We start from the raw sequence: 24715 nt of genomic DNA, 5'->3' as shown, positions 1-24715 counted from the left end.
ATATGATAACAGACACTTATTATCATTAAATGTCGAATTTAAAAACATGCTTCATCAATGGCTGTATTGCTACTTTATCTAACATCTTAAGCTCATTAGCATGCCTCTTCGGTGTAAGAGTCACAAAGCCCCAGAATTCTAAAAAGCGTTTAATAAAACGCGATTCAACCATTACACCTAGTAGCTGACTCGGAGATGAATACCCGTCTTCAGGGAATCTCAGCAGTAAGTCAGGGAATGCGGTGATCACCTCTTCCATCAGCTGCTCAGTATTGCCATGACTTTGCAAGCGCCACAGCAAAAACAACCAAATAGCCCTTAGATCAACCTCTTGTTCCCAACCATCTAAGTAGCCCCAATTATACTGAGAGGTTGCAGCTTCGAGCATTGGAATGAAGAACGATTGAATACCGTGGGCTAGGTACTTCTTTTGAGCCGCTTTTTTAATATGATAACGCCCACTGCGACGATAAATAACACCTGCAATTTCTGCCAGCACTCGACTGTAATGCAATGCATTAAATTTATCTTCGTTACTGCCTGCATATTCACTGATGCTGATATGTCGTTCAAATTCAGAGACGGCGAACTCTGGTAGTAACTCACTGGCCTGTTTAACGATTTTGGCTGGCAAGTTACCTTTGCTAGTGGCCTTAAACGAACCATCGCTTTGCATGGCTTCATCTAATATCAATGCTAAGTAACGCATCACTGGGCTGGTTATTAGGTCATCTGATGCGTGTATTGCTACCCCTTCCAACTCACTGAAAGGCGCATATAACCAATTGCTCATTTGTGTTGGCGAAAGGCCACAAAAATCAGGATGAGGCCGCTCATTAGCCGCCTTCATTTTTTGCTCAGCAACGATATTGAGTTCTTCTAAAGACAAGTTAGGGTTCATTGCTGCAACTTGCTCAATATCATCCAACATAGATGCGTGTTGTTTAGAGATACTGTTCATGCAGCAACGTTTGTACTTTTTACCGCTGCCACAAGGGCAAGGTTCATTTCGACCGGGTTTCATGCTTTATCTACTCGCCTTATTCATCTCATTGCTACGCCATCTAAAGTGCAAAAGTCATACACACGGCGCAGCCTAACAGGATACTATAGTGTCCATTATGGTTCTATTAAGCAAAGAATAGACACTGTTATATCCATTACATTCATAAAGATGAATCGGTCACCAATAAATGCGATAAGCCTAAGGTTGTTACCACCAATATCAATCACCCACCACTTATCAACATTTTTAAAATTGTCTAATTACAGAAAGACTTTTTGTAACTCATCAGGGCTTTTGGCTTTACTCTCTTTTAACTCCTTATACGTCGCATCTAGAGCATCGGTCATTTGGAGATAATCGTTCCCTAAATTTCAATGTCGCGTAACTGAAGCAGGACGAGCTTCAGTTAAGCTAAATTAGCTCAACAAAGCCGCATTCCAGCAAGTACTTATAAGTATCTGAATAATAACTCGCTTTACGAGTCGTGTCGGTATCACTGCCTTCGGGTACATATATGACCATACCTTGACGTGCTCTAGTCAATAACACTCTATAGGCATTTTCCAAATATCGCTTATCTTCAGTTTTTTTACGTTGTTGCCAACGCGTTCCTTTGAATTTCCAATGCTCAAAAGTAGAACCATTGTATCGAAAGTCTGCATCCCACCCCACTATGCACCAGTCAAGTTCTAATCCTTGAATATCAAACTCAGTTGCAGTGTCTTCTAAAAAATTACAAGACCGAATATCATCTTGAGGATTTAAAAACCACGCTACTGGGTCAAATCGGTTCTTAACAAAAATGCCATCAGGTTTTAAACGAATACCATTAGATGATGCAAGCATACCCTGGCTTTCCAAACCTCTAGATTTACCTTTTAACCATCTCTTAGCCAGTGCCAGATCCCGCGTAACAAAAAGAGGATAGCGCTCAAATAGTGACTTAGATATAGCATCCGCTTTATCAGCTTCACCACCGACGACAAAATGCACAAAACTGGATAATGTTTCAGCACGAAATGAGCGCATAGAGGTAGCTAGGTGCAGGCCGGGGAGTTGCTGAACAGACTCTAAGCTATCCCGTGAAACGCCATTAGATATATATTCGCCTGATAACAACTGCTCTGAGCAATACGCGTTCCAATGGCAAAATCGATTTTTTAAAGCATCAAGCCAACCCGCAAGGCCAGCTTCTCCAGTATTGATTTCTTGTCCTCCGCCGACCAAAGCAATGATGACAGCCCAATCATCATGTCGATCCATAACTTCAATAAGAAATTCTGGTTCAGATTTATTAAACTCATCAATCTTACGTTTTGACTTCATAAACTTAGATGCTTGCTCAGCATTCCAAGCTCTTTGTGCTTCATCAAAAATAACGACTTGCTCAGGCGGTTTACTACCATCAAGAGATTCATCTCTAAACCGGTGTATATTCTGTATAAACTGCGAGGTTTGCCTGCGGGCACTGGCTTTCGTTTCGCTGGTTGTATTAGCTCTGTCTATAGCTAATGCTTCTTGTAGAACAGTAACCAATGGTCCATTACCGCTTAGGAAAACTGCATATTCATTATCACTAGGTTGAGAATGTTTGTTTGCGATATTTAAGCCAACCAAGGTTTTACCCGCACCTGGAACACCTGTCACAAAGCAGATCACTTTTTGCTTATTGAGCCTGGCCTTACGAATAATCTCTAGTAACCTTTCGCTTGTCACTCCAAGATTAGTTTCATCAGCCTCGGTTTTCGCGATATCTTCAACCGCATGTTGGGCATATAATGCCTGTGCAGCTTCTACAATGGTTGGGGTAGGCAAATAACCACTCTCAGCCCATTCTATTGCATTAAAAGCGGCTACTTTGCATTGGCGTGCGATGTCACCCACTAAAGCACCAATACCAACACCATTAGTTAAAATTGGTTTAGCGACAAGATCGTCCGCGAGAGTTAACTGGTTTGAACTATTGTCTGATTGCGTAGAGACAAGGATTGGGATGATTGGCTTGCTATGACTGCCGCGATGAAAATTCTTCAGATCAAGTGCATAGCTATGTGCTTGTCGTATATCAGCCTGCTGATATTGCGTTGCACCAACCTTAAACTCTGTTACGAAAACAATTCCTAAGTAACACAATACGACATCTGCACGCCGACCCATTCTAGGAATCATGAATTCAAAGAATATTTGCCCATCACTTTTAGTTAGTGTCTTGAATTCTTGTTGTAACAGCTCAATTTGAGACAGCCACGCCCCTGTTTGTAGGTGCTCCAATTGTTGCGTATGGTTTTTACTTAGCTCGCCAACAATGCTGCTTTTGTCTGCAGATAGAAAAACCTCTAGCTCCGCACTATAAAATGCGCGATGACTAAGCATTACTAATTTCTATTTCAAAGGTTAGTAATGATGCTGGCGTCACCTTAAGTGCTGCGGCCAACTTGAATATATTGAGTAAACTAAGGTTGCGAACACCGCGCTCAATTCCGCTGATGTAAGTACGATCTAAACCGCTGATAGCAGCCAGTTCTTCCTGGCTAATATCTAAGCTTTGACGGATTTGGCGGACATGTGCACCAAAAGAAGTAAGGACAGCTGTGTTCACGCTTAAAGCTCATTCAATTAGACAGAGTAGTATAATCTATAGCTGTAGCTTTTCCGTCTACGGACTATGAGTCACATGAAGTAGTATTTCGAAGGTTGCCTACGTCTTTGTTGACTGGCGAGTAAATAGAATTAAACTTATCTTCGTTACTACCTGCATACTCATTAATGATGCTATCTAGTTCAAATTAATAAACAACAGATTCTGGTAAAAACTCACTTGGCTGGTTCTTAGGTCATCTGGCGTGCGTATAGTTACTCCTTCCAGTTCCTTGAAAGGCGCATATAACCAATTGATCATTTGTACTAGCGAAAGGCCACAAAAGTAAGAATTAGGCCTCTCATTGGCAGGCGTCATTTTTTATATGCAATGACATTAAGCTATTCTAAAGACAAGTTAGGATTCATTGCGGCAACTTGTTCAATATCATCCAACATAGATGCGTGTTGTTTAGAGATACTGTTCATGCGGCAACGTTTGTACTTATTACCGCAGTTACAAGAGCAAGGTTCATTTCGACCTTGCTTCATGTTTATAAACTCACCTTATTCATCTTAGCTACATCATTTTATACAAGCATCACGGCTATTGGCGTAAACTGATCAATTGCCTCAACCACTTCTAAAATGCTTTGCTGCGCTTCTTTCTAAGTAGCAAAGTGAGTTCGCCTGATTACTGATAACCCGACTATATTTATCTTTATATCCGTCGGAAATTGATCCTACTGAAGACGCTCCTTCATTAACAGCCTTTTAGCTCTTTCACTTAATCCATTTAAAATTGAATCCCTGATATGCTCAGGAAAATCATCTGGTAACTGGACTGTGACTCGATGAATCACACTCTCCACAGACTCTGCGACCTCTTGTAAAATTTCAGCCATGATTATTGGATCAAACCCAACCGCTTTAGCAGTTTGGATGAAGTGTCTTGGAAATATTTTATCCACCGCATATTTTTTACCTTTGGTCGCTTTAAGCCCCATGGCTAATTTGGCATCGCGAATATTTAGCCCTTGCCCACCCATTGCTGGATACATGGATAAAATATCGTAAAAAGGGGTTAGCCTGTAACCGCCGCCAGCGTCGATGAACAATGAAAAGTTTTTTGCATGGCCGTCTGTTGCGGCGAGCAGCCAAAACAGCACTTGGGATTTCATAAAATCGCGTCTATCTTGTGCGGCATTGGTTGAGCCCAATAAGTAACCCATGATTTGCTCAATACCTGGTCCACCATGGCTTTCGTATTTTTTGGCAGAAGGGATATTCAAGGTCTGACAAAAATCCTCTTGGGGTAAGCGCATAATCCATTGCTTATCTGATGATAGTTTGCGGTCAAAACGTTCAACGGCCAGTGCTTTCATATTGCCAACATTTAGTATTGAGCATTGCGGCACTGCTAAGCCAAACTCCCTGACTACCATCATGCTCAGGTATTCATTTTCTACACTGTTTGTCATATCAATGGTGTGGGAATGACTTTGTATTTTGCCAATCGGCAACTTAATAATATGCGTTGTTGCTGTGGCTTTAATGGGGAGGCGCCAAGCATTTATTTGAGCATTATCTAAGTTCAGCAGCGCTGTTTTTTCTTGCGCACCAGCAATGGATATTCGAAAGTCGTCTTCACCTGTGAGCATGCCTAGCGGAATATTTGAAAGATAACCTTGCAAGACTTTTTCCAACGCAATGTTGGATAACGGTTTAGATTCAATGCACTTAACATCTAAAGGGAGCTGTTCATGAGGCACAAATTGTAACGCGCCAACACTGTCCTGCCCCACTTTGGCTAATAAATCGAATGCTTGAGTCGATTGCGCATTATGCCGAGCAACAATTCTATTTCTGACTTCAATATTATCTGGCAGTAGGTTGTCGAAAAAGTTATACACTTCATCTCCCTTATAGCTTTGTACTCGCAGCGGCATAGACAGAGAGATAGGGCGGCAGCTAGGTGTACTTAGCCATTGTGCAGCATACTTAAAGACATGCGAACCGGTAGAGGATTTAGTAAACTCGCCAACCAAATAGCCATTCATATAAACATCAAGCGTGGCCATTACCATTCCTCTTTCCACTGTGCTTTCGCAGCTTTGACGTCATCACCCGTTCGCTGACTTTCCGGTTCAGTCCCCCTCACCTTAATATCGAGTTCGAGGTTCAATGCCGATAAGATTTTAAATAAGGTGTCTACTTTTGTTGAATCAGGATTTTTCTCAAAGCTTGAAACAGTATCCTGACGAATACCCACGCTACTTGCCACTTTAGTTTGGGGCAATTTCATATTCAGCCGTGTATCTTTGAGAAACGCGCTGAGTTGCTTTGAGTTTGTGACCTTCATACTTTTCTACCTATAAACATGCATACAACTCACTTTACACGCTATAGCAGGTAAATCAAGCTTCACACGCTATAACCGTTAAAACTATATTTACACGCTATAACCGTTGAGATTAGTTTTACACGCTACAACCGTTAAAAACATTTCTACACGCCATAGCAGATATAAGCTGTAATTGCCTATTTTACTCTTTCAAACCGATGAGTTAACTTACCTAGCAATGAGGCTAAACGACTCATTACAAATACGAACTAAAAATACAAAAACACCATTAATCGGAAAGGATTTCCTGTGAACACATCTCTTAGCCGCATTGCGGTTTTCAGTGCTTTTTCAGCACTGGCTTTTATGCCAATCACGTCTCAAGCAACTGAACAAGACAAGCAAGCTTTATTACTTGAGTGGATGCAAGGCCACTTTGATAGCGAACAGCAATCTATTAGTGATAAAGATTTTTTTAATATCCATCTCAATATGGTGCAAATTTGGCCCGAGGATAAATCCACTTGGCTTTATGTTGAACAAGCCGCTGCAACACATTTAGAAAAACCGTACAGGCAGCGGGTTTATGAGGTCACTGCACTATCGGCAACTGAGTTTGCTAGTAAAGTGTATACCTTTGAAAACGATAAAAGCTTCGCTGGCGTTTATAAAGATGATGCACCTCTGAGCGAGCTAACGCCTAAAGACTTAACTGAAAAGTCAGGCTGCACTGTGTTGTTAACTTGGTCTGATAAGTCACAATCTTTTGCAGGCTCTACTGATGAGAAAAGCTGTTTAAGCAAGCTACGCGGTGCAAGTTACGCCACTTCTGAAGTCACGGTTACCAAAGACAGTATTGTCAGTTGGGATCGCGGTTATGACAGTAACGATAAACAAGTGTGGGGCGCTGAAAAAGCTGGTTATATTTTTTTGAAAGATTAACAGCCTGCATAAAATTAAGTTGAAGCCGCGCACCTTATCACCCAGTGCGGTTTCAACTTTTAAGCTTTAAAGCCTTTCCCAACCCAACCCAACCCCAATTGACTCTTTTAAAATAAAAAACACTGGTCAAAGCTGACTTAGTCTATAGCTATGATAAAGTGAGTTATCTAACTGATTTTGTCTTTAAGTTGCCGTTTTTTAAGAGGGTGTTGTGGAAGAACTGAATATCGTCATCGACTTTTTAGCAACCTATAAGTTGTTTGTAACCGTATTAATCATCCTATTACTGTCGATGCTTAAACGCTTTGTGGTGTCTAAAATTCGCGGTGATATTGCGTTTGTCAGTGAAGGGCAACGTAAATGGATGTCACGAACGAAAAATGGCACTTTTATCTTAATTGTCATGATCCTGTTTTTATTATGGCAAACCGAAATCAATAAATTTGCCCTGTCAGTGACTGCAATTGCGATTGCCTTTGTGGTGGCATCTAAAGAAATTATCTTATGTTTTACTGGCTCGATTCAGCGGGCGAGTTCTCGCTCATTTGTGATTGGGGATTGGATTGAAGTGGGTAAGCTTTGTGGTGAGGTCATTGAGCACAACTTAATGGCAACGGTGATCCAAGAAATCGATTTGCACCATGGCCAGTATCACTACACGGGTAAAACAGTCACTTTCCCTAACAGTATGTTCTTTAGTTATGCGGTGAAAAACCTCAATTTCATGAAGCGTTATGTTTACCATAGCTTTACGATTACTGTGGTTGAGTTTGTAAATCTGTACCCTTTATTTCCAGCATTAACCAGCAAGATTGAAGCGCATTGTGAAGACTTTTTAGAAGTGGCAACTCGCTATAACAATATTATCGAAAGACATGCTGGCGTTGACTTACCAGGACCTGAGCCACACATTCATATTCATAGTGGACCTGCGGGTGAACAAATGGTGCATATTATGATTTTTTGCCCAACAGAGCGCGCAACCCATTTAGAACAACACATTAGAGAAGACTTTATGATTGCTTATCATGAAGCATTTCCTAAAGCGGCTGACACTAATGCTACGAGCTGATGCTTGAACTAGTGCATTACACTAATATCTAGGGCTAATGCTTCGAGCTAACGATTTGCCAAAAAGAAGCCACTCAATCGAGTGGCTTCTTTTTATGCTAAACAGACGAGCAGCCTACTTCACAGCATGCAACTCATCATGCAGTTGCTGCAAATCTTTCACTTCAAAAGTAGGAGTAATACCATCAACGGTCTCTTTACCGTGATGATTAAGCCAGCAAGTATCTATACCAGCATTCACGCCACCTAAAATATCGGAATGTAAGTTATCACCCACCATCAAAACGGTATTTTTATCTGGGTTACCCATGAGCTCAAAGGTATGCTCGAAAATGCTCACATCGGGCTTCGCTTTGCCAAATTGCTCTGAAATCACCACATGTTCAAATGAAGATTTAAAGCCTGTGCGCTCTAGGCGTACATTTTGCAATTCAGTCAAACCATTAGTGATAATGCCCAGATTCGCTTTACCTTCTAAGCTTGATACCAGTTTTTTTGCACCTGGTAAGGGCTGACAAATGTCTGCCATGGCAGCTAAAAAGTCACTGTTCAAGCGCTTAGTGGTAACCCCAAGTTTTTCAGACCAATGTAAAAAACGCGTATGTTGTAATTGCGCTGCATCAATCAAGCCTTGTTGATAATCGACCCAGAGCTGTTTGTTTACCGACTGATAAAAAGCAAAATCATTGTTATCAAAGTCGATATCAAAACGGGAAAACATGAGTTTTAAGCCAGCAAAAATATCGAAATCAAACAAGGTTTCGTCTGCGTCAAACAATATCCATTGGTACTTCATTGCTTACTCTTTATGTTTTTAAATAAGGAAGATTTAAATAATCGAAATCGCCAATTTAATCAAGATTTTTTGACCAACAAGACCTTTATTAAATCAGGTACTTATTCAAAAAGTCTTATTCAAAAAATGCTTTAAGTGACGACTCTTGTGCGACTAAACTTTTGAATACGGTAAGCTGGTTAGCTGCGCGATCTAGGTTATGACCTTCGCGATGAATACCAAAGTACACGTCACCATTTAAATGGTCGGCTAAAAAGCGAGAACCCAACATGAGTGCCATCACTTTAATGCCTAACCAAAGGCTGCGCTTTTCAAGCGGGGTGAGAATATCTGCCAATTGCTCGGTATAGGCTTCACAAGCCGCTTTGATAATTTCTGGTCGTGCAATGACTTTATCAAGCGCTGTTGAGTCTTCTTCCTCTGGCGAGCAAAACGCGCGCACCATGTCACCAAAGTCATACATTAAGTAGCCTTTCATGCAGGTGTCGATATCGATGACTGCCATGCTCGACATATCACGCTTATCAAACAGCATATTGTTGATTTTGGTGTCGTTATGGCAAATACGAAGTGGCAGCTGACTTTCCACGTGCTTAAGCTCATCAAACAAGCTTTGCTGCGACAAGACAAGCTCTGCCCATTCGCGGCAATCAACCAATCGTGCTGACTTATCATCTGCTATTGCTTGTTTAAGCTGAGTAATACGCTGCGGGAGATTTAAAAAATTAGGAATAACATCATTTAGGCTATTAGCATCTAAATCACTTAATGCATGGGCGAAATGCCCAAAGGCACTAGCGGCCATTTTGGCTTCTGCTTGATTAGTTACGACTTCAATAGTGTGGCTGTTAGCTAAATAGCTGATGGCGCGCCAAAATCCTTTATCGCCTAAATCGGCAGATAAGCGACCGTCTTTTAGCACTACCGGAGAAATCACATCGAGCTGATACTCACCATTGTTGGCTTTTTGAATGAGGTGATGGCTGACTTTAGCGGCATTTTCGATTAACACTTCAGGCTCAGTAAACACTGTAGTATTAATTTTTTGTAGCACTATCTGGCCTGTTGCCCATCTTACTAAGTAAGTTTGGTTAATATGGCCATTGCCTAACGGCGAAATACTCGCATGTTCATCATTAATTCCATACAAAGGCAAAATCGTTTGCCTAATAAACTCAACCACCCAACTCTCCATATCTTTTCATTGCGAGCGAGACAGTTTAATACGATTGATATAAACCACAACACTTACTTACAAAGACATTTACTCGCGAATTAACACCGTTTAGTGTAATTCGCGATGTTTTCTATCATAAACCTTTAATGTATTTCTCAAAGGCAGGTTGACTTGATAGCGTGGCTTGGCTGCCTTTCAAGCTAAAGTTATAGCCACATAATTTAAAGCTGCCGCGCATGGCGACATTATTAATAATGCGGCTATTATCTAACGGTGAGAATCTGGCTTCTGTGCCACTGTCAGCCATTAAATCGACCTGCATTGGCCTAAACTTGCTGCCATCATTAAAGGTCATTTCAGCACAGCGCTTATCACCTTCTGCGGTATCAAGTCGCCAAATAGATTGTGCGTCGCCTTCGTCGCCTAACCAGCGAAGTACTAATACTTCATCTTCAAGAATTAACCAAAAACCATCGGGTAATTTAACCCTTGTGGTGTCGTTAATGGTAACGGGCTCTTCAATCGGGGCTGTTTCTAATGGTGCTTGCTCTACTTCTTCGCCGGTAAATAGCAAACTGATCAAATAGATAATAATGCTTATTGCTAGGACAACGCCTAAGCCTTTAGCGACCATTATCAACATTTTTTGATTGCCCTGTGCCCAAATCAGCCAAGATTTAAGTAATTCAGACAATGAACCAGACTCTAGTGCACCGCGATCAACCCGATAACTTGGTTTGTCATCTGCGCCGTATTGGGATTCACTATCTTCAGGTATCTCACTATGGTTTGCTGCTGTTGGCGTTTCTTTATATACGGTTTCTTGTTGGTAACCTGGCTCATATCCATGCTCTTCATCGTAAAAGCTGGCGTCACTTCCACTGTCAACGTCCTCAGTATTAAAGCTACTTTGGTTTTGCTCACCAATGGTTGGCTCTCTTCTTCGGCGTGCGTGCCCATGGCCTGCATCATCTTTATTATGCGGGCCGTTATAGCCTTGCACATAGACTGTTTTACGTTGATTCGTTTTAGAATCAGCAAACCAACCAAACCCAGCAGCCACCGCTACGCCAAGTATAAACAGCACACTGGATACAACTGCGGGAAAACTAAGGCTTAGCGATAAACTAAAGAGTATTAATAAAGTCACAGGCAAAGCGACAAGAGAGCTAGGTTTAGCGGCGTCTCGTAAACGGCGTAAACAGCTTAGGGCACAAACAGGTATCGCAATGACAGCTGCGATTAGGGTCACAACGGTATTGGCAAATAATAGCGAGATGAGTAATACCAACACTAAACAACTTATTTGAATAGCGATAGCTCTTAGGCCGTTGTCTCGACCTTGACGACAAAATAAGGATGCGAATGACACAAGAAATCCTAATATCTAAAAAGTGATCTGTTGGCAGACTAAACAATTTCACCGCCAAAGTCAGTGAAACCACCAAAAAATGGCTTAAAAAATTCTAAAAATGTCAATTTGAACCTAAATCGGCTCGAAAGCTTAATCAGTCTGCTTTTTAATTAAGGTTAATTTCAGTCTATCTGGGGGTTAAGCGCATGCCACAAAGGCGTTAGCAAACAATGGCGCTGCATTAAATCTTTTTTTTCAAAGCTCAGATTTGTGCACTTTTATCCTTCACGTATCTCGCAAATTTTATCGCTTTGAGTATAATACTCGCCCTGATAAATAATCTGGTTGGAAATTGCACTATGAGCGCTCGTGGAAATCTATTTATTGTGTCTGCCCCAAGTGGCGCCGGTAAGTCTTCACTTATCTCTGCATTACTAAAAGATAAACCTAGCGACATGCAAGTGTCTGTGTCACACACCACCCGTAAACCGCGTCCAGGTGAACTTAATGGTCAACATTATCACTTTGTTTCGGTTGAAGAATTTAAAGCTCTTATCGCTGATGAAGCTTTTTTTGAATGGGCGGAAGTGTTTGGTAATTACTACGGCACATCCCGCACGGTTATTGAACAAACATTAGCGAACGGTATTGATGTGTTTTTAGATATTGATTGGCAAGGCGCCGAACAAGCTAAAAAATTGATGCCTGACGCGATTGGGGTATTTATTTTACCTCCTTCTAGAGCTGAACTTGAACGTCGCCTAACTGGTCGCGGTCAAGACAGTCAAGAAGTCATCGATGGACGTATGGCTGAAGCCGTATCAGAAATGTCACACTATAAAGATGCAGATTATATTATTGTTAATGATGATTTTGACGTCGCTTTAGGCGATCTTTGCGCGATCATTCGCAGTCAAAGATCAACCTGTGCTAGTCAGATCCATACTCACAATGATATGATAAACGATCTGTTGGCAGATTAATTGTCATAGTGTACAATTTTGCGTCATTTTTTCCCATATATAACACTGGAGTTTCACCACATGGCTCGCGTAACTGTAGAAGACGCCGTAGAACAAATCGGCAACCGTTTTGATATGATCCTGGTTGCAGCGCGTCGTGCACGCCAAATCGCTGTGCAAGGTAAAGACCCAATGGTAGAAGAGATGAATGATAAGCCAACGGTTATCGCTTTACGCGAAATCGAATTAGGCTTAGTCACCTCTAACACTTTAGACGCTGATGAGCGTCAAACTGTTCGCGAACGTGAAGCCGCTGAAATTGCTGCAGTAGCTGCAATTGCTGAAGGCCGTACGCTTTAAGGAGTAGCGCCACTTGTATCTGTTTGAAGGTCTAAAGGAGTCTGCGTCAGGTTATTTAGAACCCGCGCAAGTAGAGTTACTCAAGCAGGCGTATATTGTTGCGCGTGATGCCCATGAAGGGCAAATGCGCACAAGTGGCGAGCCTTATATTACCCATCCCGTTGCGGTTGCCCGCATCGTGGCTGACATGCGTCTCGATCACGAGACATTAATGGCAGCCCTGCTCCATGACACCATCGAAGACACCCCAGTTACCAAAGAAGAACTCACTGAGTTATTCGGCGTTACTGTGGCTGAACTTGTCGAAGGCGTGTCAAAGCTCGACAAAATTAAGTTCCGCGATAAAAAAGAAGCCCAAGCTGAAAACTTCCGCAAGATGATGATGGCAATGACGCAGGATATCCGCGTTATTCTAATCAAACTTGCAGACAGAACGCATAACATGCGCACTTTGGGTGCATTACGTCCTGACAAACGTCGTCGTATTGCCCGCGAAACCTTAGAAATTTATGCTCCGATCGCCAACCGTCTTGGTATTCATAATATCAAAAGCGAGTTAGAGGATTTAGGTTTCCAAGCCTATTATCCAATGCGTTATCGTGTGCTTAAAGAAGTCGTCAAAGCAGCCCGTGGTAATAGAAAAGAACTGATTAATAGTATTGAAGGTGCTATTACGACTCGCCTTGAAGATGCTGGTATTAAAGGCACTGTCAAAGGTCGTGAGAAAAACCTTTATTCCATCTATCGTAAGATGAGTAATAAAGAACTGCAGTTTCAAGAAGTCATGGACATCTATGCGTTCAGAGTCATGGTCGATACCATTGATACCTGTTACCGCGTGTTAGGTGCTATGCATGGTCTTTATAAGCCACACCCTGGCCGCTTTAAAGATTATATTGCCATACCTAAAGCCAATGGTTACCAATCATTGCATACCTCATTATTTGGCCCTCATGCGGTTCCTGTTGAAGTACAAATTCGTACTGAAGAAATGGATCTCATGGCGGATAAAGGGGTTGCTGCTCACTGGATGTATAAGAGCGGCACCAATAGTTCGCAACAAAGTACCACTCAAATTCGCGCCCATAAGTGGATGCAAAGCTTGCTGGAGCTGCAACAAAGCGCCAGCAGTTCGTTTGAGTTTGTGGAAAACGTTAAGACCGAACTATTCCCAGAAGAAATTTACGTCTTCACCCCAGAAGGCCGTATTTTAGAATTACCCGTTAACTCAACAGCAGTCGATTTTGCTTACGAAGTCCACACCGATGTAGGTAATACCTGTGTTGGCGCACGCGTTAACCGTCAAGCATATCCGTTAAGTCAGCCATTAATCTCAGGTCAAACCGTTGAGATTATTACTGCTAAAGGTGCTCGCCCGAATGCGGCGTGGCTAAACTTTGTGGTTACAGGTAAAGCGCGCGGCAAAATACGCCAAGTGTTAAAGAGCTTAACCAGTGACGATGCTGTAGCACTAGGTAAACGCCTATTGAATCACGCTTTGGGTGAAACCAAGCTTGATAGCATTGACCCTGAACAACTCAATAAAGTGATTTCAGAAACCAAGCATGACGATTTAAATTCATTGCTGGCTGATATCGGTTTAGGCAACGCCATGAGTATTGTGATTGCTCAGCGTTTGTTAGGTCAAAAGCTGACGACTACTGATAAAGATGACGACACTGAAGAGCACTTGATGCCAATCCGTGGCGCTGAAGGCATGTTAGTGACCTTTGCTAACTGTTGTCGCCCTATTCCAGGTGATGCGGTTGTTGCTCACGTAAGTCCAGGTAAAGGCTTAGTGGTCCACATGGAAAACTGCGCCAACATTCGTGGTTACCAAGGTGAGCCTGACAAGTATATTCCTGTTCATTGGGATAACGTCGAAGGCGAAACTTACCAAGCAAATCTACGTGTTGAGATTGTGAATCATCAAGGCGCATTAGCAAAAATCACCAATATCATCGCAGCTGCAGGCTCAAATATTCATAACTTGAGCACTGAAGAACGTGATGGCCGAGTTTATCTCATCAACCTACGTATCTCGGTCGACGACCGTGTTCACCTCGCCAATGTAATGCGCCGTATTCGTGTATTACCGGAAGTCTTGCGTACCTCACGTAATCGCTAGTAAGATTAAAGCAACTACCTAAGCTGAATGATTCTTTTATAAGATTCAGGCTTAGGTTTGCTTGCATCTAATTTAAATTACCCAGAGGGCGTCATGGCAGAAAAAATCATTATCGCAACTGATAAAGCTCCACAAGCAATTGGCACATATTCTCAAGCTGTAAAAGTAGGTAGCACTGTTTACCTGTCTGGCCAAATCCCACTTGTACCAAGCACCATGCAAATGGTTAGCGATGACTTTTCAGAACAAGTTGTTCAAGTATTTGAAAACTTAACAGCTGTTACCGAAGCGGCAGGCGGCAGTATGGCAGATATCGTTAAGCTTAATATCTTCCTGACTGACTTATCTCACTTTGCAACTGTGAATGAAATCATGGCACGTTACTTCACTCAACCTTACCCAGCACGTGCTGCTATTGGCGTAAAACAACTGCCAAAAGACTCTTTAGTCGAAATGGATGGAATAATGGAGATCTAGGTCACAAACCGACTTTTCCACTACAGGCGCCTATTGGCGCCTTTTTTATTAGAGTTATTACTCGATATTGATTCACTTTTCAGCAAAACCTGCTAGTTTATTAGTCGTAATTGCCTAAATTTTATAGGTTATCGTTTGCGCAGGTATCTTTATAAAGCCATACTGATACCGATCGTATTGAATATCTTATCGTTCACTGGGGGCTGATCAAGGTACGCTTTTTAGTTTTAACATTCAGTATTGGCTATTCGCTTTTACTGCATAAAACTAATCTATAGCGAATTGAGACTGGTCTGAACTGATTAGATATTCAATAGGATTACAATAGATTATTGCGTTAATGACATTGAAATATGTACGTCCTACATTAAAACAAAAACGAACACGGAATTGTCGATGGAAAATCTAATGAAAACACCAGTAGAAATGTTATCGCACTGGGTTGAGACTCAAGGCGACGAAGTATACTTACGTCAACCAATTAACGGTCAATACGTTGACTTTACATGGCGTGAAGTACAACAAAAAGTACAGCAAGTCGCAGGTGCACTGCGTCATTTAGGTTTAGAGCCTGGTGACAAAATCGCTGTACTCTCAAAAAACTGCGCAGAGTGGTTTATTACCGATTTAGCCTTAATGCACGGCGGCTATATCAGTGTGCCTATTTACCCTACCGCTAACGCTGAAACGATTCGTTATGTCCTTGAACATAGCGGTGCAAAAGCTATTTTCACCGGTAAGTTAGATTACTGGGCAGATCAAGAAGCCGGTGTCGGCGGCGAAATCCTACGTATTTCGATGCCATATGAAACTATGCCAGCTCAGTACCACTGGGAAAAGTTTGTTCAATTAGGCACGCCATTAGTAGACGCGCCTACTCCGTCAGCTGAAGATATGATGACCCTGATTTACACGTCAGGTTCAACAGGTAAGCCAAAAGGTGCCATGCAAACCTTTGGCAGCTACGGCTGGACTTGCGAAGCTGTAGTACGCGATTTAAAAACCAATACGGCTGATCGATTACTTTCTTACCTACCTTTAGCGCACATTACTGAACGTGTGGCGATTCAAGGTTCTTCTTTCTATTCAGGCTCTTCAGTGGCTTTTGTTGAAAGTTTAGACTCGTTTGTTGCCGATGTTCAGCGATGCAGACCAACGGTATTTTTCTCAGTGCCGCGTTTGTGGACGCTATTTCAGCTCAACATTATTAACAAAGCGGGTGAGTCTAAACTGAATTTCTTACTTAAGCTGCCAATTATTAGCAGCCTAGTAAAACGCAAAATTCAAAAAGGACTAGGCCTTGAGCATTGTCGTTTATTAGGTTCTGGTTCTGCGCCTATTCCGCCAACTCAATTAGAGTGGTACAACAAAATCGGTATGAATATCTCAGAAGCTTGGGGCATGACCGAGAATTGTGCCTATTCCATTATTAACTTCCCATTTGATGCCACTAAAATCGGCACTGTAGGCCGCCCTGTTGAAGGTTGCCAAGTACGTCGTACTGACGATGGTGAATTAATGGTGAAAAGCCCTGGCTTAATGACGGGTTATTACAAACAAGCAGAAGCCACTAAAGCCTGTTTTGATGAAGACGGCTTTTTCCATACGGGTGATTTATGTGAAATCGATGAAGATGGCTACATTTCAATTACTGGCCGCGTTAAAGATAACTTCAAGACGTCTAAAGGTAAGTATGTGGCGCCAGTGCCAATTGAGCGTAAGTTAGCACAGGATTCTCATATTGAATTATTGTGTGTTATTGGTTCAGGTTTACCGCACCCTGTTGCCTTAGTGCAGTTATCAGAAGGTTCAGCTCTTCAGCCTCGCGAAGAAGTGCGCTCGTCACTCAAAGCAACGCTTGATAGCATCAACCCTAATCTTGAATCACACGAACATGTCGATGCCGTTGTGATAGTCAAAGAGCCATGGACTGTCGAAAACGATGCCCTTACGCCGACATTAAAAATTAAGCGTCATGTGCTTGAAAAGCAGTTTAGTGCCAAAGTTGATGGTGTACGCGGTGCTAAAGTGGTCTGGGAAGATGAACTGTAATTTCCTTGCGTAACCACGCCGATTTATAGCACTTAAAAGCACACATCATTGTGTGCTTTTTTATTGGTTGAATTAATGAATTTTAATCACTCGATTGGATAAATTAGATTGCGTATTATTAAAAAATATCTATGCTTGCCATCCTTTTCGATTTAACCCATTTGTGAGCCTTGTTCATGTTAATTCTATTATCGATTATTGGTGGTTTTGTCATCCTAACTATTGGGGCTGAAGCCCTTGTGCGTGGTGCAAGTCAAATTGCCCTAAAGCTAGGACTAACCCCCTTAATTATCGGTTTGACTATTGTAGCCTTTGGTACCAGTGCACCAGAGCTTGCCGTGAGTGTAAAATCTGCGCTGGCAGGCAATAGTGGTATAGCTTTAGGCAATGTGATTGGTTCAAACATTGCCAATATTGGCCTTATTTTAGGTATTACGGCATTAATACGCCCGATTAAAATTGAGTCACAAATGGTGCGTCGTGACATTCCTATTATGATTGCGGCATCACTGCTATTTTGGAGCTTGTTACTCGATGGCGGCTTAAGCTTTTGGGATGGAATGCTGCTGACCTGTTTATTAATCGGTTACCTATCTTTTAGCTATATCACCGCTGATAAGCAAAGTAATGAAGATGGTTTAGCAGTTAATGCGCAAAGTAACTGGTTGTCGATAGCCTTAATTATTATTGGTATTTCAATGCTTGTAGGTGGCGGAATATTATTTGTTGATGGCGCAGTAGCCATGGCTAAGTCATTTGGTATTAGTGAAGTTATTATTGGTTTAACTATCGTCGCTATTGGTACTAGCATGCCAGAATTAGTCACCTCCATTGTTGCGGCAATGAAAGGTGAAAGTGATATTGCCATTGGTAATGTGATTGGCTCAAACTTATTTAATATTCTAGGTATATTAGGGGTTACCGCCTTGATCCATCCAATATTAAACAGCGAGATAAGCTCGATTGATTGGATAACGATGATCGCACTTGCCGTAGTATTGCTGCCGTTTGCTTACACAGGTTTACGGATTGGTCGCCGTGAGGCTGTTGTATTAGTTCTCAGTTATCTTGCCTATATCAGCTACCTGATCGTACAAGTATAAGCCTGACAGGCTTAGAGATTTATAAGCTTCCCAATACCGTTAATGAACGCCAGCCTATTAACCCGATAGGCTGGCGTTTTTGTTACTCATTGCTACCGCTTTTGCTTATCACTTGATATCGAATGTTTTCACTGATGACATTTGTCACCTCAAACTGATGACGTTTGTGCCTGCACAGTTTACGCCCATTCTTAGATACTAACTCCGAAGCAACAAACCTTTAATTGAATAAACGGAGTTAATCATGAAAACATTATTTATTGCAGTCACCCTTTCATTAGTCAGCCAAAGTAGCATGGCAGATATTAACGCAATTGATTCAGCAGCAAACGCGATGAACATAAATGAGCTTAAACAAATCAGCGAACAAAGCGTGGATTACGAACATGCTTACGCAGAATATCGCACCGCAATTACCGCGAATATTGTCGGACAGCGTAGCATGTTCAAGCGCTCATTAGATGAAGCTCAAACCACTCTCGAAAATATTCTTGGCCGTGAAGATGATGTTGAGTCAATGGCATTACTCGCATCAGTGTATGGCATGCAAATTTCAAATGATCCAACGAAGGGGCAAACATTGGGCATGAAAGCTGGCACTCTACTCGCACAAGCTGAGCAGATTGACCCCAATAATCCTCGTATTGCATTGGTGAAAGCCATGAGTGCTTATTACACACCAACTCAATATGGCGGCGGTATGGATAAAGCAAAACAATATGCCTCTGTTGCTATCGAGCGCTTCCAAAGCCCATGTGATGACATTTGTTGGGGACACAGCGAAGCTTATACCTGGCGCGGACTTGCTCAGCAAGAGTTAGGTAATCAACAAGATGCCGAGCAAGACTGGCAGCAGGCTATCGATATTGACCCTAACTATAGCTGGGCTAATTTTTTACTTAATCCACCGACTTCAGCGCAGCAGTATTAATAAATCCCAGTATTCACACAATTTGAGTGACTTAAGCGGCTGACGAGTAACGTCAAACTGTTTGATAGTGTAAAACGAGCATACAGTTGCAGGTTTTTAATCTGCTACTGTATGCTAACTCAGCAAGGAGAGGTTATGAATCATCAACGATTAGCCCAGCAAATTGAGCAAGGAAAGGTTCACCAGAAAATGACCAACAGCGACACAATTCAACCTGAACGTGACTATAAGCAAAAAACCGCTTGGGTATACTTACTTAACTTGATTTTTTACTTCATCCCATTGTGGTTTATGCGGGACGACGTATTACGTATCAGCGTGAGTTTGTTGCTCCTAATCCCTTTTGTATACAGTTACTATTGGGCATTTAAAAGCGCCTCAGCTAAAGCCATTTACCCCATTGGATTGATGCTACTTACCGCCAGTGTTGCAGCACCATTTACCAGTGGTGCCATTTCACTTTTCAGTTTTGCCGCCTTTTTTATTGGTTTTTTCTATTCGCTTCGCACCGCAGTATTCTGCTTTTTCATTTTATCTGGATGGTTGTGGACACTGGATTTTCTGATTGGATTTGAAGCCTATTACTTCCCGCTCTATGGCATGCTCATCATGTTTGTCGTGGGATTACTTGGCGTGATTGAACACAACAGCGAGCGAGTGAGACGTCAGCAGCGTCAATCAAGCGATGAAATAGCCAGCTTAGCAACCGCGTTAGAACGAGAACGTATTGCCCGTGATTTACATGACATTATGGGTCACAACTTGTCGTCTATTGCCCTTAAAGCCCAGCTGGCTGAAAAATTAGTTGAAACAGGAAATTTACCTTTAGCCCAACAACACTTGAGTCAACTGGCCGATATTGCTCGTGAAAGCCTAAGCCAAATACGTCAGACGGTATCGGACTATAAACATAAAGGGCTGACCGATACACTGCAGCAGTTAACGGGGTTACTGCGTGAACAAAGTATTGAAGTGCATCTCAAAGGGACATTGCCCAAGATGCCTGCATTACATGAATCACAATTAGGGTTAATGTTCACCGAATTGGTCAATAATACAATTAAGCATGGCAATGCCACTGAATGTTTATGGCAGTTCGCCCATGAAGATGAACAACTGAGCATTAGCTTTAGCGACAATGCCTCGACTAAGGAGATCATTGAAGGCAACGGGCTTAAAGGAATCAGAGAACGAGTCGAGTTGTTATCAGGTGAGTTTAATTACACTACGGAAGAGGGTTATCGATTCATGATTTCTTTACCACTTTCAGCCCAACAAATAGCACAAGACAAGGACGTGGTTGAATGAGAATTTTACTGGCAGAAGATCAAGCTATGGTGCGTGGGGCACTTTCTGCATTGCTAACCCTGACAGACGATGCCGCACTCGGTAAGGTAGAAGTCACCGAAGCCGAAGATGGCGCCCAAGCGATGGCATTATTAAAACAGCAGTCCTTTGATTTACTGCTCAGTGATATTGAGATGCCACAACATACGGGGCTCGAACTCGCACAATGGCTGCAGCAATATCAAGCTGACTCATCCCATAAAACTAAGATTATTATCCTGACAACCTTTGGCCGTGCGGGTTACATAAAGCGCGCACTAACCGCTGGGGTTGAAGGTTTTTTACTTAAAGATGCCCCAACCGAGAGCTTACTGTCAGCCATTAAGCAGGTGATGTCAGGTAAAAAGGTTATTGATCCCGAATTGGCGATCAGCGCAATTGGCGATATCGATCCACTCAATGATAAAGAGCGCAAAGCCTTAAGGCTTGCCAGCGAAGGTTTATCAACCAGTGATATCGCAGCACAATTATTTATTGCCGAAGGCACATTACGTAATTACCTGTCCGAAGCTATCAGTAAGCTAAATGCCACCAATCGCATTGATGCAGCGCGGATTGCTAAACAAAAAGGCTGGTTATAGAGTCGCTTAGCATAGAATCAGGTAATATTATTGCCTTGTTTTAAAACTCTGCTAAGATAAGCCATACATCTGTATATATTTACAGTACTATTGTCCCTAGCATTGATTAACGCTGCAAAGTGAGTTGTATAACTCTTTGGATAACTCTCTTTGCCTGCTAAGCGCAAAATGAGATAAACCGTAGATAAAGTCGTTACCAGACACTATAAAGGCATTGTGGATTTGCAACCATTGGATCAGGTTCCTATAACCGACTTAAAAGGCGTCGCGAAAAAAGTCGCCGAAAAGCTCGAAAAACTGGGTATTAAAACAGTGCAAGATGTACTGTTTCATTTGCCTATGCGCTATGAAGACCGCACCCAAATCTATCCCATTGCCAGTCTATACCCTGCCATGTATGGCACTGTTGAAGCTGAAATCGTTTCGACCCAAATCGTACCCGGTCGCAGACGTATGCTGACTTGCACCATAGCTGACGACAGCGGCATGCTGACTCTGCGCTTTTTCAACTTCTCAGTTGCCCAACGTAATGGCATGCAAAACGGCGCCATCATTCGTGCTTATGGCGAAATAAAACGTGGCAAACGTCACTTCGAGATCATTCATCCCGAATACAAAATCATCAAAGAAGGTGAAAACCCTGCTTTGAGTGATTCGCTTACGCCTATTTATCCATCCACTGAAGGCCTGAAACAAGCCAGCTGGATTAAACTGACCGAACAAGCCTTAAATCAATTAACACAAGGTGGATTAACCGAGTTATTGCCTAGCGAATTGCAGCCCAACAATATGAGCATTGGCCGCGCGCTTCACCTCATTCATCGCCCCCCAAACGACATTGAACAGTCTGATTTAGAGCTGGGTATGCACCCCGCTCAGCAGCGCTTAGTGCAAGAAGAGTTACTGGCACATAACTTAAGTATGCTGAAACTACGTCAGCGTAATAACCTTGATAAGGCGGTGACCTTGCCCGCTACAGGTCAGTTGCTAAATCCATTTTTGAAAGCATTGCCATTTAAGCCGACAGGCGCACAACAACGAGTCGGCGCTGATATTAGCCGTGATATCGAACAACCCACCCCAATGATGCGTTTAGTGCAAGGGGATGTAGGCTCCGGAAAAACCTTAGTCGCGGCGCTCGCGGCGCTACAAGCAATAGAAAATGGCTACCAAGTCGCTATGATGGCGCCCACTGAATTGCTGGCAGAACAACACGCGGTTAACTTTGCTGCATGGTTTGAGCCACTGGGGCTAAAAATTGGCTGGCTTGCAGGAAAATTAAAAGGCAAAGCAAGAGCGCAATCGTTAGCGGACATCGCAGATGGCAGCGCGCAAATGGTGATTGGCACTCACGCCATTTTCCAAGAGCAAGTTAGCTTTAATAAACTCGCATTAATTATCATTGATGAGCAACACCGTTTTGGGGTGCATCAACGTTTAGGCTTGCGCGAAAAAGGCGTCAGCCAAGGTTTTCATCCTCATCAGTTAATTATGACGGCGACACCTATTCCCCGTACTCTCGCTATGACGGCTTACGCCGATTTAGAAACCTCGGTGATTGATGAGTTGCCACCTGGTCGAACGCCAGTATCTACTGTCGCCATCAGTGATAATCGCCGTGATCAAGTGATTGAGCGAGTGAAACAAGCTGCACTAAATGACAATCGACAAATTTATTGGGTCTGTACCTTAATTGAAGAGTCTGAAGTGCTCGAGTGCCAAGCCGCTGAAGATACAGCCGAAGAACTCAGTCGTTTACTACCAGAGCTTAAAATAGGCCTAGTTCATGGGCGGATGAAAAGCGCTGAGAAGCAACAAATAATGGCCCAATTTAAAGCAGGTGAGCTACATTTATTAGTAGCAACCACAGTGATTGAAGTCGGTGTGGATGTGCCCAATGCCAGCTTAATGATTATCGAAAACCCGGAACGTTTAGGCTTAGCGCAACTGCATCAGTTACGTGGTCGCGTGGGGCGTGGCTCGATTGCCAGTCACTGTGTATTACTCTATAAAGCGCCTTTATCGCAAACGGCGACCAAACGTTTAGGGGTATTACGCGAAAGCAGTGATGGCTTTGTGATTGCACAAAAAGATTTAGAAATTCGTGGCCCAGGTGAAGTCCTCGGTACACGTCAAACAGGGCTAGCAGAGATGAAAATTGCCGACTTGGTCAGAGACCAGTATTTAATTGAAAATACGCAAAAGTTAGCCGCACATGTTATGCAACAAGTCCCTGGTAATGTTGATGGCATCATTCACCGTTGGTTAGGTGATCGCCAACAATACGTACAAGCATAAATTATTGTTAACCTAAGCTGTTATCACTAGACAAGTCTTAGGAATATTGCAGAATGAGATTTGAGCTTAAGGCTAAATAGTCTGATTTTAAGTTAGATAGACTTTATCCCGTGTTCAGTTCCACTTTCGACGTTTAAAGCTAAGGAATAGAAATGCAAGTCAATCAAGAAGACAGAGCGACGCCACAATCAGATAAATCGAGTGGTAGCAATGCAGGCGTCATTGGGATCACGGTAGCCGTATTATTAGCGGGGGCGGGGTATTTCTATTTCACTTCAGAAAAGGAACCTGAAATCATTGAGCCTATCCCGGTTCAATTACCAGAACCTGTGCCAGAGCAGCCAATCGAGCAAGAGCCAATTGAAGAAGTGATTGTTGAACCTGAAATCATTGAGCCTGAAGTTATTCCTGCAGAACCTGAAGTGGTCGTTGAGCCTTTACCTGCACTGACTGAAAGCGATGATTTTGTGGAACAAAAAACCATTGCTATGGCTGATGGCATGAAAATCGAGTCGATGATCCTTAAAAAGGATATCGCACGCCAATTTGTGGTCTTTGTCGATAACATGGCACAAGGCGAAGTCATTCACAAAGCTAGCCCATTAAAGGGCCCTAAAGACAACTTTAGCGTCAGTGAAATCACTAACAAAACTTACTTAAATCCAGATAGCTACCACCGTTACGATTTATATGCAGACATGATTGCAGGTATGAATGACGAGCAGCTTGTTAGTACCTTTGAAGAGTTATCGCCTTTGTTCAATGAAGCTTTTGAAGAACTAGGCTACAGCGACATGAGCTTTGATGAACGCATGCTTGAAGCTTTCCAGATGATTTTAGCAGCGCCGATTATTGAAGACCCTATTGAGCTGTCATCTATCAGCGTGAATTATCAATTTGTTGACACTAAGCTTGAAGCCTTACCTAATGTGCAAAAGCTGATGGTCAGAATGGGCCCTGAAAACACCCGTAAAATCAAAACTGCCGTCAGAAAACTGCAGCAGCAACTGAGCAAATAACGAATAGCGTAACGCTATATCGTGAATGCTGGTTCCATATTTATTTGGAATTTTTGCATAGCTATGTGAGCTTGATAAAAATAGTGACATTCGTGTCGCTATTTTTATTTCTGCTCATTGCAAAAAGCTTCATTAAGTCGCAATTATTACGGTACAATTATTACGGTACCGTTATTACAGTTCAGCCTGA

22 protein-coding genes are annotated in these 24715 nt (G+C 42.5%); 13 read left to right on the top strand and 9 right to left on the bottom strand.

The window, feature by feature from the left end; all coding sequences use genetic code 11:
• Positions 1–25: 25 nt before the first annotated feature.
• The 6 genes from AB4153_RS07070 to AB4153_RS07045 all read right to left on the bottom strand — a co-directional run bounded on the left by AB4153_RS07070 (position 26) and on the right by AB4153_RS07045 (position 5945).
• Entirely contained in the window at positions 26–1024 is a 999-nt protein-coding gene (locus tag AB4153_RS07070) for an SEC-C domain-containing protein (protein WP_303517227.1), read from the bottom strand.
• Between the two features lie 393 nt (positions 1025–1417).
• Positions 1418–3379, bottom strand: a complete 1962-nt coding sequence (locus AB4153_RS07065) for a DUF2075 domain-containing protein (protein WP_371996839.1) — start codon at positions 3377–3379, stop codon at positions 1418–1420.
• Positions 3372–3605 carry a helix-turn-helix domain-containing protein gene (locus tag AB4153_RS07060; RefSeq protein ID WP_303517225.1) on the bottom strand — a complete coding sequence of 78 codons (234 nt, stop codon included), beginning with the start codon at positions 3603–3605 and terminating at the stop codon, positions 3372–3374. Before AB4153_RS07060 ends, AB4153_RS07065 begins: the two co-directional genes overlap by 8 nt.
• A 380-nt stretch (positions 3606–3985) precedes the next feature.
• Positions 3986–4135, bottom strand: a complete 150-nt coding sequence (locus tag AB4153_RS07055) for a hypothetical protein (protein WP_303517224.1) — start codon at positions 4133–4135, stop codon at positions 3986–3988.
• A 191-nt stretch (positions 4136–4326) separates the two neighbouring features.
• Positions 4327–5664, bottom strand: coding sequence for a type II toxin-antitoxin system HipA family toxin (locus tag AB4153_RS07050; protein ID WP_371996837.1), 1338 nt, complete (start codon positions 5662–5664; stop codon positions 4327–4329).
• On the bottom strand, positions 5664–5945 hold the full coding sequence (locus AB4153_RS07045; protein WP_371996835.1) for a helix-turn-helix domain-containing protein: 282 nt from the start codon (positions 5943–5945) through the stop codon (positions 5664–5666). Before AB4153_RS07045 ends, AB4153_RS07050 begins: the two co-directional genes overlap by 1 nt.
• Before the next feature lie 291 nt (positions 5946–6236).
• Between AB4153_RS07045 and AB4153_RS07040 the strand changes: the two genes are divergently transcribed.
• Together AB4153_RS07040 and AB4153_RS07035 are read left to right on the top strand one after the other, a co-directional pair.
• Positions 6237–6869 carry a chromophore lyase CpcT/CpeT gene (locus AB4153_RS07040; RefSeq protein WP_371996834.1) on the top strand — a complete coding sequence of 211 codons (633 nt, stop codon included), beginning with the start codon at positions 6237–6239 and terminating at the stop codon, positions 6867–6869.
• Positions 6870–7080: 211 nt separating this feature from the next.
• Positions 7081–7941 (top strand): mechanosensitive ion channel family protein, encoded by an 861-nt coding sequence (locus AB4153_RS07035; protein ID WP_303517220.1) that lies wholly within the window; start codon positions 7081–7083, stop codon positions 7939–7941.
• Positions 7942–8055: 114 nt separating this feature from the next.
• Here AB4153_RS07035 and yjjG read toward each other — a convergent pair whose 3' ends face one another.
• From yjjG to AB4153_RS07020, 3 genes are all read right to left on the bottom strand, one after another.
• Positions 8056–8736, bottom strand: a complete 681-nt coding sequence (gene yjjG, locus AB4153_RS07030) for a pyrimidine 5'-nucleotidase (RefSeq protein WP_303517219.1) — start codon at positions 8734–8736, stop codon at positions 8056–8058.
• A 115-nt stretch (positions 8737–8851) separates the two neighbouring features.
• Positions 8852–9919, bottom strand: coding sequence for a phosphotransferase enzyme family protein (locus AB4153_RS07025; RefSeq protein ID WP_102526871.1), 1068 nt, complete (start codon positions 9917–9919; stop codon positions 8852–8854).
• Positions 9920–10046: 127 nt separating this feature from the next.
• A complete protein-coding gene (locus AB4153_RS07020; RefSeq protein WP_371996833.1) occupies positions 10047–11285 on the bottom strand; it encodes a hypothetical protein in 1239 nt (412 codons plus the stop codon).
• Positions 11286–11626: 341 nt separating this feature from the next.
• Between AB4153_RS07020 and gmk the strand changes: the two genes are divergently transcribed.
• From gmk to AB4153_RS06965, 11 genes are all read left to right on the top strand, one after another.
• Positions 11627–12250, top strand: coding sequence for a guanylate kinase (gmk, locus tag AB4153_RS07015; RefSeq protein WP_371996832.1), 624 nt, complete (start codon positions 11627–11629; stop codon positions 12248–12250).
• Between the two features lie 60 nt (positions 12251–12310).
• Positions 12311–12589, top strand: coding sequence for a DNA-directed RNA polymerase subunit omega (gene rpoZ, locus AB4153_RS07010; RefSeq protein WP_055025248.1), 279 nt, complete (start codon positions 12311–12313; stop codon positions 12587–12589).
• Between the two features lie 13 nt (positions 12590–12602).
• Entirely contained in the window at positions 12603–14717 is a 2115-nt protein-coding gene (gene spoT, locus AB4153_RS07005; RefSeq protein WP_102526808.1) for a bifunctional GTP diphosphokinase/guanosine-3',5'-bis pyrophosphate 3'-pyrophosphohydrolase, read from the top strand.
• Between the two features lie 93 nt (positions 14718–14810).
• Positions 14811–15194, top strand: coding sequence for a RidA family protein (locus AB4153_RS07000; RefSeq protein WP_102526870.1), 384 nt, complete (start codon positions 14811–14813; stop codon positions 15192–15194).
• A 396-nt stretch (positions 15195–15590) separates the two neighbouring features.
• A complete protein-coding gene (locus AB4153_RS06995) occupies positions 15591–17246 on the top strand; it encodes an AMP-binding protein (RefSeq protein ID WP_371996831.1) in 1656 nt (551 codons plus the stop codon).
• A 176-nt stretch (positions 17247–17422) separates the two neighbouring features.
• Positions 17423–18349 carry a calcium/sodium antiporter gene (locus AB4153_RS06990; RefSeq protein WP_303517217.1) on the top strand — a complete coding sequence of 309 codons (927 nt, stop codon included), beginning with the start codon at positions 17423–17425 and terminating at the stop codon, positions 18347–18349.
• Between the two features lie 244 nt (positions 18350–18593).
• Complete coding sequence (locus tag AB4153_RS06985; RefSeq protein WP_371996830.1) at positions 18594–19280, top strand: tetratricopeptide repeat protein; 687 nt, start codon at positions 18594–18596, stop codon at positions 19278–19280.
• Between the two features lie 135 nt (positions 19281–19415).
• Positions 19416–20588, top strand: coding sequence for a sensor histidine kinase (locus AB4153_RS06980; RefSeq protein WP_371996829.1), 1173 nt, complete (start codon positions 19416–19418; stop codon positions 20586–20588).
• Positions 20585–21208, top strand: coding sequence for a DNA-binding response regulator (locus tag AB4153_RS06975; RefSeq protein WP_102526804.1), 624 nt, complete (start codon positions 20585–20587; stop codon positions 21206–21208). Before AB4153_RS06980 ends, AB4153_RS06975 begins: the two co-directional genes overlap by 4 nt.
• Positions 21209–21430: 222 nt before the next feature.
• Entirely contained in the window at positions 21431–23506 is a 2076-nt protein-coding gene (recG, locus tag AB4153_RS06970) for an ATP-dependent DNA helicase RecG (protein ID WP_248956797.1), read from the top strand.
• 152 nt (positions 23507–23658) lie between these two features.
• Positions 23659–24525, top strand: coding sequence for a DUF3014 domain-containing protein (locus AB4153_RS06965; protein ID WP_102526802.1), 867 nt, complete (start codon positions 23659–23661; stop codon positions 24523–24525).
• Positions 24526–24715 lie beyond the last annotated feature (190 nt).

Origin of the sequence: Shewanella sp. 10N.286.52.E4 (assembly GCF_041468785.1) — a bacterium.
Taxonomy (GTDB): domain Bacteria; phylum Pseudomonadota; class Gammaproteobacteria; order Enterobacterales; family Shewanellaceae; genus Shewanella; species Shewanella electrodiphila.
This window is presented reverse-complemented; position numbering and strand designations above follow the sequence as displayed.